Here is an 8,067-nt window from a genome sequence, read left to right as displayed (position 1 = left end):
AAATAGGCGTCCAGCCAGGATGCCGCCTGGCGGAACACAGGCAGGTCATCCTGTCGGCCGGCATCCGGCGGCAGGGTGGAGGCAAAGTATTTCTGCCCCGGCAGCCAGAGACCCGTCAGTGCCTCCTGGCTGCCGGCCAGGGTCAGTGTTCCCAGCGGGGAATCATAGGTGGTCCATACGTACATCCGTGTGCTCCTTTCCGCCGGTGCGGCCCCTGAAACGGGCCCGCCGAGTCGTAAAATTCTGCCGCGCCCGGCACATACTGCAAAAGCCGACCTTATTCTACCATACCATCCCATCCCGCTGCAACCATGGACTGGGATATGATTCCGCCCCTTGCAAGCGGCGACGGAGCGTGATACCATGGAACAGTAAGACAATCCGCTGAAAGGGGAATTTTCCTATGCTGCTTGCCATTGATGTTGGCAACTCCAACACTTCCGTGGGGCTTTTCGACCGGGACAAGACGCTGTGCTTTCTGGCGTCGCTGGACACCGACAGCCGCAAGACCGCCGATCAGATCTCCATTGACCTGATGAATCTCTTCACCCTTTACCGCTATCGCTTCTCCGACGTTACCGGCGCTATTTTGTGCAGTGTGGTGCCGCCGCTGAACTTCATGATGGAAAAAGCCCTGACCCGCCTGCTGGGAAAGCCCCCCATGGTGGTGGGGCCCGGCGTCAAGACCGGGCTGAACATTCGCCTGGCGGTCCAGAGCCAGGTGGGCGCGGACATCGTGGCGGACGCCGTGGCGGCGCTGGAAAAATTCCATCCGCCCATCATCCCCATCGACATGGGCACCGCCATTACCGTAGGCGTCATCTCGGAGGGCCGCAACTACGAAGGCGGCATGCTGCTGCCGGGCGTCAACGTGTCCCTGGATGCCCTGAGTCATCGGACGGCCCAGCTGCCGGCCATCTCCCTTCAGCATCCCAAGACCCTCATCGGAAAGACCACCGAGGACTGCATGCGCTCCGGCATCGTCTACGGCACCGCCGGTATGCTGGACGGCATCATCGACCGCATCCGGGAGCAGTTCGGCGGGAAGGAGATCAGCGTGGTGGCCACCGGCGGAAACGCCCCGGTGATCGTCAAATACTGCCGCAACAAGATCGTCTACGACAAGTATCTGCTGATGGACGGTCTCTGGGCCATTTACCAGAAAAACAAGTGACTGCAGCAGCCCGCGGCAGAAAAAACAGCCGGAGCGGTTTTCCGCTCCGGCTGTCTTGTATCTTGCGGGAGAACTTTACTTCGCCAGGACCTTCTTAAGCTTGGCAAAGCGGGGCAGGGAGTCCACCTTGGGCAGGTTGGGCTCGCCCTGGATCAGGGGCAGCACATAGTCGATGAAGGGCTTCTCCACACCGTTGTGAGCAGCGTTGATCCACTCCAGAGGAACCTTCTTCTCGGTGTTGGCCACCTCGGTCAGGGGCAGCAGCTTGGTCTTGCAGACGTACTTGCCGCCCTCATAGCTGCGCTCAAAGCCCACCATCTTGTCGGTAATGCCGGCCACGGCGTTCTCTACGGCGGCCTTGCCGGACATGTAGCTCTCCTCGATATCGGTCTCGGAGGCCAGGTGCGCGCCGCAGCGCTGCAGCAAGCTCAGCTCGATGCCCCGGACCTTGGCGCCGGTGCGCTCCTTGACCACGTTGGCCAGCAGGGACGCAAGGCCGCCCAGCTGGGCATGGCCGAAACCGTCGGTAGCGGAGGTCTTGGCCTCGGAGACGAAGGTACCGTCGGCATAGTGGATGCCCTCGGACACGGCTACCATACAGTTGCCCTTCTCCTTGTAGATCCGCTCCACATCCGCCAGGAACTGGTCCATATCAAAGTCCACCTCGGGCAGGTAGATGAGGTCGGGGCCCGCGCCGTAAGCAGTGGCAAGACCGGCGGCACCAGCCAGCCAGCCGGCGTGGCGACCCATGATCTCAATGATGCAGACCATACCGGTGTCATACACCCGGGCATCCTGATAGACCTCCATGCAGGAGGTGGCGATGTACTTGGCCGCAGAGGCGAAGCCGGGGCAGTGGTCCGTACCGAAGAGGTCGTTGTCGATGGTCTTGGGCACGCCCATCACGCAGCACTCATAGCCCACCTTCTGCATGTACTTGCTGATCTTGTTGCAGGTATCCATGGAGTCGTTGCCGCCGTTATAGAAGAAGTAACGGACGTCATACTTCTTGAAGATCTCCAGAATCCGCTTGTAATCGGTGTCGTCCACATCCGGGTCCTTCATCTTATAACGGCAGGAACCCAGGGCGGAAGAAGGAGTATACTTCAAAAGCTCCAGCTCCTTGGGGTCCTCCTGACCCATATCAAAGAGACGGTCGTTCAGCACGCCCTTGATGCCGTGCTCCGCGCCCAGAACCCGCGTGATGTTGGGATTTTGCAGCGCCGTGTGGATCACTCCGTAAGCACTGGCGTTGATGACGGAAGTGGGGCCGCCGGACTGGCCGAAGATGCATGCGCCTTTCAATGCACTCATGGTGAAAGCCTCCTCAAAAATCTGTATTCTTACTATATCATCGGCAAAATCAATTGTAAATACTTGCATTTTAAAATTATTGTGATATTATCATAGAGGATAAACGTTTTCGCCTATGGGTATCGTGAAAATTTGACAATTGGTTAACAACAACTTTACGGTCTTGCGGGCGGGACGGATCAAAGGATTAGGAGTTGATCTTATGGCACTGGTTACCACTACCGAGATGTTCAAAAAGGCCTATGACGGCGGATACGCCATCGGCGCGTTCAACGTCAACAACATGGAAATCGTCCAGGGCATCACCGAGGCTGCCCGGGAGGAGAAGGCTCCGCTGATTCTGCAGGTTTCCAAGGGCGCCCGCGCCTATGCCAACCACACCTATCTGGTGAAGCTGGTGGAAGCCGCTGTGATCGAATGCCCCGAGATTCCCATCGCTCTGCACCTGGACCACGGCCCCGACTTCGAGACCTGCAAGTCCTGCATTGACGGCGGCTTTACCTCTGTCATGATCGATGCCTCCAGCAAGCCCTTCGCGGAGAACATCGAGATCACCAAGCAGGTCGTGGAGTATGCCCATGACCACGGCGTGGTGGTAGAGGCCGAGCTGGGCGCTCTGGCCGGCATTGAGGACGATGTGAAGGTCTCCGCCGAGGAGTCCCACTACACCCATCCCGACGAGGTGGAGGAGTTCGTCACCAAGACCGGCTGCGACTCCCTGGCCATCGCCATCGGCACCAGCCACGGCGCCTACAAGTTCACTGCCGCCCAGTGCACCCGCAATGAAAAGGGCGAGCTGGTTCCGCCCCCGCTGCGCTTCGACATCCTGGACGAGGTGGTCAAGCGCCTGCCCGGATTCCCCATCGTGCTCCACGGCTCTTCTTCCGTGCCTCAGGAATTCGTGCGGATGATCAACGCCAACGGCGGCCGTATGCCCGATGCTGTGGGTATCCCCGAGGATCAGCTGCGCAAGGCTGCCAAGAGCGCCGTGTGCAAGATCAACATCGACTCCGACCTGCGTCTGGCCATGACCGGCACCATCCGTCAGTTCATGGCGGAGCATCCCGACAAGTTCGATCCCCGCGAGTATCTCAAGCCCGCCCGTGCTGCCATCAAGGAACTGGTCCGTCATAAGCTCATCGACGTGCTGGGCTGCAACGGCAAGGCCTGATCCATATTTGATTTTCGTCAGCCGGCTGTCCGGTTGGAAAGGGAGACGCATCACGCGTCTCCCTTTTTTGTTCCCTGCCGCTTTGGGCAGCGGTACCGGCAGGGAAGGGCGGTGTCCGTCTGTGAACGTAAATTTCCCCGGACATTTGTCTTTTTAGTGTGGATGTGATATACTCTTTTTGTCAATATCATCACAAAGGAGTGTTTCCAATGCAGTACAAGATCAAGGGCCTCCAGCCGGAGGCGCTGTTCCGGTTCTTTGAGGACATCAGCGCCATCCCCCGGGGGTCCGGCAACGAGGCGGCCGTCAGCGACCATCTGGCGGCGTTCGCCCGGGAGCGGGGACTGTGGGTCCACCAGGACGCGGCCCACAACGTCATCATCAAAAAGCCCGCCTCTCCCGGCGCGGAGGACAAGGCCCCGGTCATGATGCAGGGGCATCTGGACATGGTCTGCGAAAAGCGAGCCGGCGTGGACCACGATTTTGAGACAGAGGGCCTGGATCTCGTCGTGGAGGACGGCGTTCTCCGGGCCAACGGCACCACCCTGGGCGGCGACAACGGCGCGGCGGTGGCGTTGATGATGGCCATTCTGGACAGCGACACCCTCCGGCATCCGCCGCTGGAGTGCGTGTTCACCGTCAGTGAAGAGGTGGGTCTGGTAGGCGCCAAGGCCCTGGACTACTCTCTCCTGGACGCCCGCACCATGATCAACCTGGACTCCGAGGAAGAGGGGGTGGCCACTGTCAGCTGCGCCGGCGGCATGCGCTACGCACTGGTGCGCCCCGCAGAGCGGGAGGAATCTCACGGTTTCCCGCTGTCTCTTGGCATCAGCGGTCTTCTGGGCGGCCACTCCGGCAGCGACATCGACAAAGAGCGCGTCAACGCCATCAAGCTCATGGGCCGGGTGCTGCGGCACCTGACAGCAGGCGTGGACTGCCGCATCCTCTCCTTCGACGGCGGCAGCAAGGATAACGCCATTCCCCGGGAGTGCACCGCCTCCGTCCTCTATCTCACCAAGGAGGCACTCCGGCAGGCCCAGGAACAGGCTCAGGCCATGGGGAAGGCCCTGGCGGAGGAGATTCTCCCCACCGAGCCCGCCTTTGCCTTCGTCAGCGCGGCGGGGGAGGAGACCACCTGTTCCGTCCTCACCGCCCAGGCTGGCTGCGCCCTGGTGAACGCCGCCTGTCTTGCCCCCAACGGCGTGCGCCATCGTAATCCCAAGGAGGGCAACTTTGTGGTGACCTCTTTGAACCTGGGCATCGTCCGCTCCGCAGGGGAGCGCCTGGAGCTGGTGTTCGCCCCCCGCAGCAGTGTAGAGTCTTTGCAGGAGGAGACGCTGGATGCTCTGGCACTGCTGGGTGAGACCTTCGGCTTCACCCCGGAGATCACCGGACGCTATCCCGGCTGGGCCTTCACGGAGCACTCTCCCATCCGGGACGTATTCTGCGAGAGCTACCGCACCCTCTTCGGCAAGGAGCTCTCCATCGAGGCCATTCACGCCGGTCTGGAGTGCGGCCTCTTCTCCCAGGCCCTGCCGGGACTGGACGCCATCGCCGTGGGCCCCACCATCCGGGGCTGCCACACCCCCGACGAGTATCTGCCGCTGGACTCGTTCTCCAGATTCTATCAGCTGCTGACGGATGTACTGGCCAGACTGGCAGAAAACTAAGCTGCTTTTCTAGCTTTCGCACAAAATATCCCCAAATTCGCAAATGTCAAGTATTTTGTGCGAAAAAGATAGAATAAATTTTTGAGGGCTCATGCGGCGCGGTCAAAGGCGAGCTCGAACGCTTGCGCCGAGGACATAAAGCCGAGTATTTCTCGCGGGTAGTTGTTGAGCCACGTCTCGACGCGCTTCACTTCCGCCGCCGTCACCTTGTCGAAGTCCGTCCCTTTCGGGAATTGCCGCCGTATCATGCGGTTAATATTCTCGTTCGTGCCGCGCTCACAAGAGCTATACGCATGACAGTAATAGACCGTCGTCCGCTTTGCATCCTTGCGCCGGGCGCTCCGCTCGATGCCGTCAGCATCCGCGAACTCGGAGCCATTGTCTACGGTTATCGTTTTGAATATCCGATAGAACGCCGCACCGTAAAGGCGCTCGAGGCGGTCTAATGCCGCGACGACCGTCTCGGCGCGCCCGTCCTTAATGCGGATAATGATTTCCCGCCGCGTAACGCGCTCGGAGAGGACGAGGAGGCGGGCTTTCGTCCGTTTCTTCCCGACGACGGTATCCATTTCCCAATGTCCCGGCTCCTGCCGCTCGTTGATATACTCCGGCCTCTGCTCTATACTCGTGCCGCTGGATGCCCGAGCCTGTTTCTTGCGGATTGTTCTATGCTTCTTTTTGCGGTCGCCCTTTTCCGGGAGGTCTTGATTTGTGAGCGTGAGGAAAACGCCGTCCTCGACGTACTTGTAAATCGTCGCACGGCAAAAGGTTATTCCGAAGTGTTTATATTTTTCCTGCTTGAGTAGAGCGCACACCGCCGCCGGGGAATAGTCCTCATTTCCGATTTTGTCCTCGATAAACTGCGCGGCGGCGTGATTTTTCCCAATCTTGAGCGGAGCACCTTTCGCGGCGAGCCCCTCTTGATAGCGCGCCTCGGCCTTTTCCGGGCTATACCGTTCCTCGGTCGTGTAATCGGAGTTTAGATGCTCATACGTCCCGCGCTTGAGCTCGCGGTAAACGGTGCTGATATGTACGCCCAGCTCCTCGGCGATTTCTTTTTTCGAGTGTCCATGCTTGAGCATCGTCTCGAGCTTGATACGGCTCGTCCAATTAAGTTGTTTATACGTCCGCTCTCCCATAGCGCGCCCTCCCTCGAGATATGAAAAAAGGGCGGGAAAGTCCCGCCCTCTCGTTACCGCGATAGAAAGTCCTCTATCGCCTTTTTGATAATCTGTGCTTGCGGTATGCCCTCGGCTGTGCATTTCTCGCGGAAAGCCGCCGCGAGCTCTTTCGGGACTCGCGCCGAAATAACGTCGTAGACCTTTTCATTATATCGAGTCTTTACCGCCGTCGAGGTCTTAGTCTTTCTTTTTTCCTCTGCCATTCTGCCGCCTCCTTTTGGCGTTGATGAAAATAGAGATTGCGGATAGGGTAATGCTTACCCCGCACAAAACATAGATAACCGTTGTCATGGTCGTTTGACATTGAGCGCATTTCGTGTTATCCTTGGAGGGCAAGGGGGATTTCTCCCCCTGCCCTTTACTCGGTGAGCTTTTCTATCAGCAGTAGAATAGCAATCACGAGATTTAGGATTGCGGTAACAAGGTTTAAGTAGCTGTCCGGCTCTGCCTTGTTGCCGCGTTTCTTTTTTCGCTTGCTCAATGCGTTTACCTCCTTTCTGTCTATTATAATATCATACTGCTTGCAGTATGTCAAGCGTTATTTAGAAAAAAGTGCAAAAAATATCCCCGGCACGGAGCCGGGGATTTACTCTATTCCGAGGAGCCAAAGGGCGGACACGCCGAGGACGCGGGCAAAGACGGGTATCTCATAATCAGGGATAAACCGCGTTCCGATTTCGATACGGCTTATCGAGTCCCGCTCCATTGTTACGCCCTCGACCTGCACCCGCGCCGCGAGGTCGCTTTGTGAGAGCCGGAGCTTTAGCCGTGCCTCGCGGATGCGCTCGCCGCTTATATTCTTCTTTCCCTCAAAATCATATATCCGCAAGCTCTCGCCTCCCGTGTGTTAATGTTCTGCATTTTTCTTGACTTTAGCACATACGCAACGCATAATTGTGTTAAAGGTCAGCAGACCGAAAAAATAGGAGGGAGTTACTCATACCATGAAAAAGCATATTGTTACTTGCGTGAAGTGCGGGAGGCAGTTCGACGCGAACGAGGGAGGCGCTTATTATCCCGAGTCCCGCCGCTATGTCTGCAAGCGTTGTGTAGATAAACAGAAGTCCGAGCAGGCGGATAGAGAAAAAGCTCGCAAGGCGGAGGAGCGCAAGGCAGAGGCAGACGAGCGCGAGCGCGTTACAGGTATGCGGCAGTCAAAGGCCGCTATGCTCGTAAAGATTGTCGTCGGTGTTCTGTTCCTGTTCGCCGCCGTCTCGCTCGCCGTACAAGGGAATATCTCCTCTTTCGTGTGCGGGCTCGTTATCGGCGGCGCGCTGGTCGCATGGGGGCTCGTGCCGTATCTGAAAGCGAAAAGCGGGAGGCGGTGAGCTATGTTTGTCAGCTTCTCGAAGCGCCTAAAGTCAATGAGCGGTTTCCGGCTCGGAGTCGGCCTCCGGCTTACTCGGCGTAATTGTTGGTACTTCCTATTCGTTTTGGTGCTCGTCGGCTGTTTCTATTTCTGTTGGTATTCCGTGTTGGCTTGCGGATGGATGCTTTACGGCCTGTTCTACGGCCTTTATCTCATGTTCAAGTATGCGGCAATCGGAACAAAAAAGC

The 8,067-nt window shown here is 58.1% G+C and carries 10 protein-coding genes and 1 pseudogene; 5 read left to right on the top strand and 6 right to left on the bottom strand.

Annotation, left to right across the window (positions count from 1 at the left end; genetic code table 11):
- Nucleotides 1-185: pseudogene (locus tag QZL67_RS09440) on the bottom strand (cysteine methyltransferase); the annotation flags it as partial.
- A 218-nt stretch (nt 186-403) separates the two neighbouring features.
- On the opposite strand from QZL67_RS09440, the gene QZL67_RS09435 reads away from it, so the two are divergent.
- Nucleotides 404-1,174: a type III pantothenate kinase gene (locus QZL67_RS09435; protein ID WP_022290474.1), complete on the top strand. Its 771-nt coding sequence runs from the start codon at nt 404-406 to the stop codon at nt 1,172-1,174.
- A gap of 75 nt (nt 1,175-1,249) precedes the next feature.
- On the opposite strand, the gene QZL67_RS09430 is transcribed toward QZL67_RS09435, so the two are convergent.
- Nucleotides 1,250-2,488 carry a 6-phosphofructokinase gene (locus tag QZL67_RS09430; RefSeq protein WP_022290473.1) on the bottom strand — a complete coding sequence of 413 codons (1,239 nt, stop codon included), beginning with the start codon at nt 2,486-2,488 and terminating at the stop codon, nt 1,250-1,252.
- A gap of 202 nt (nt 2,489-2,690) precedes the next feature.
- On the opposite strand from QZL67_RS09430, the gene fba reads away from it, so the two are divergent.
- Both fba and QZL67_RS09420 read left to right on the top strand, forming a co-directional pair.
- The gene (fba, locus tag QZL67_RS09425; RefSeq protein WP_022290472.1) at nt 2,691-3,659 is read left to right on the top strand and encodes a class II fructose-1,6-bisphosphate aldolase; all 969 of its coding nucleotides are present in this window, start codon (nt 2,691-2,693) and stop codon (nt 3,657-3,659) included.
- Nucleotides 3,660-3,868: 209 nt separating this feature from the next.
- Nucleotides 3,869-5,329: an aminoacyl-histidine dipeptidase gene (locus tag QZL67_RS09420; protein ID WP_022290471.1), complete on the top strand. Its 1,461-nt coding sequence runs from the start codon at nt 3,869-3,871 to the stop codon at nt 5,327-5,329.
- Nucleotides 5,330-5,418: 89 nt separating this feature from the next.
- Here QZL67_RS09420 and QZL67_RS09415 read toward each other — a convergent pair whose 3' ends face one another.
- The 4 genes from QZL67_RS09415 to QZL67_RS09400 all read right to left on the bottom strand — a co-directional run bounded on the left by QZL67_RS09415 (nt 5,419) and on the right by QZL67_RS09400 (nt 7,339).
- Complete coding sequence (locus QZL67_RS09415) at nt 5,419-6,468, bottom strand: IS30 family transposase (protein ID WP_022290470.1); 1,050 nt, start codon at nt 6,466-6,468, stop codon at nt 5,419-5,421.
- Nucleotides 6,469-6,521: 53 nt separating this feature from the next.
- A complete protein-coding gene (locus QZL67_RS09410; RefSeq protein WP_022290469.1) occupies nt 6,522-6,713 on the bottom strand; it encodes a ribbon-helix-helix protein, CopG family in 192 nt (63 codons plus the stop codon).
- Nucleotides 6,714-6,868: 155 nt separating this feature from the next.
- Nucleotides 6,869-6,991, bottom strand: a complete 123-nt coding sequence (locus QZL67_RS09405) for a hypothetical protein (RefSeq protein ID WP_022290468.1) — start codon at nt 6,989-6,991, stop codon at nt 6,869-6,871.
- Between the two features lie 105 nt (nt 6,992-7,096).
- Nucleotides 7,097-7,339 (bottom strand): helix-turn-helix domain-containing protein, encoded by a 243-nt coding sequence (locus tag QZL67_RS09400; RefSeq protein ID WP_022290467.1) that lies wholly within the window; start codon nt 7,337-7,339, stop codon nt 7,097-7,099.
- A gap of 115 nt (nt 7,340-7,454) precedes the next feature.
- On the opposite strand from QZL67_RS09400, the gene QZL67_RS09395 reads away from it, so the two are divergent.
- Complete coding sequence (locus tag QZL67_RS09395) at nt 7,455-7,838, top strand: hypothetical protein (RefSeq protein WP_022290466.1); 384 nt, start codon at nt 7,455-7,457, stop codon at nt 7,836-7,838.
- A 3-nt stretch (nt 7,839-7,841) separates the two neighbouring features.
- Nucleotides 7,842-8,067, top strand: a 226-nt coding sequence (locus tag QZL67_RS09390; RefSeq protein WP_292920225.1) for a hypothetical protein, incomplete at its 3' end; no start/stop codon positions are given.

It is taken from the genome of Oscillibacter sp. CAG:155 (genome assembly GCA_000436875.1).
Classification (GTDB): Bacteria; Bacillota; Clostridia; order Oscillospirales; family Oscillospiraceae; genus Oscillibacter.
This window is presented reverse-complemented; position numbering and strand designations above follow the sequence as displayed.

Coding starts and splice junctions, on each gene's coding strand:
- QZL67_RS09415 (WP_022290470.1), bottom strand. CDS start 6,468: ATGGGAGAGCGGACGTATAAACAACTTAATTGGACGAGCCGTATCAAG.
- QZL67_RS09435 (WP_022290474.1), top strand. CDS start 404: ATGCTGCTTGCCATTGATGTTGGCAACTCCAACACTTCCGTGGGGCTT.
- fba (WP_022290472.1), top strand. CDS start 2,691: ATGGCACTGGTTACCACTACCGAGATGTTCAAAAAGGCCTATGACGGC.
- QZL67_RS09410 (WP_022290469.1), bottom strand. CDS start 6,713: ATGGCAGAGGAAAAAAGAAAGACTAAGACCTCGACGGCGGTAAAGACT.
- QZL67_RS09395 (WP_022290466.1), top strand. CDS start 7,455: ATGAAAAAGCATATTGTTACTTGCGTGAAGTGCGGGAGGCAGTTCGAC.
- QZL67_RS09430 (WP_022290473.1), bottom strand. CDS start 2,488: ATGAGTGCATTGAAAGGCGCATGCATCTTCGGCCAGTCCGGCGGCCCC.
- QZL67_RS09420 (WP_022290471.1), top strand. CDS start 3,869: ATGCAGTACAAGATCAAGGGCCTCCAGCCGGAGGCGCTGTTCCGGTTC.